Raw genomic sequence first — 231 nt, forward strand, 5'->3', positions numbered from 1 at the left:
CTGTTACGCCATCTACCATGTCCTATTTCCTTTCCTCATCACTCAACTTCACCGCTGTAGGTGGGGATAACTATCGTTCCAAAATCTTGGGCTCCTTGTGCTCTTCCGGGCATTTGGAAACGCGTTTTCTTCATGCCCATAATTGTATGCACTCCAAAACCGTATTCGCGTTTGTAGTCGAAGGTTTCTTTTTCGATTTTATAGGGGGCCTTACCGTAACTCTTACCAAAT

1 protein-coding gene is annotated in these 231 nt (G+C 44.6%); it reads right to left on the reverse strand.

Going from position 1 to position 231, the window contains the following annotated elements; genetic code table 11:
* Positions 1-38: 38 nt before the first annotated feature.
* On the reverse strand, positions 39-231 hold a 193-nt coding region (locus tag ACFILW_RS10030), incomplete at its 5' end, for a DUF4043 family protein (protein ID WP_375685766.1).

Origin of the sequence: Bartonella sp. TT110JLCBS, from assembly GCF_042193405.1 — a bacterium.
Taxonomy (GTDB): domain Bacteria; phylum Pseudomonadota; class Alphaproteobacteria; order Rhizobiales; family Rhizobiaceae; genus Bartonella.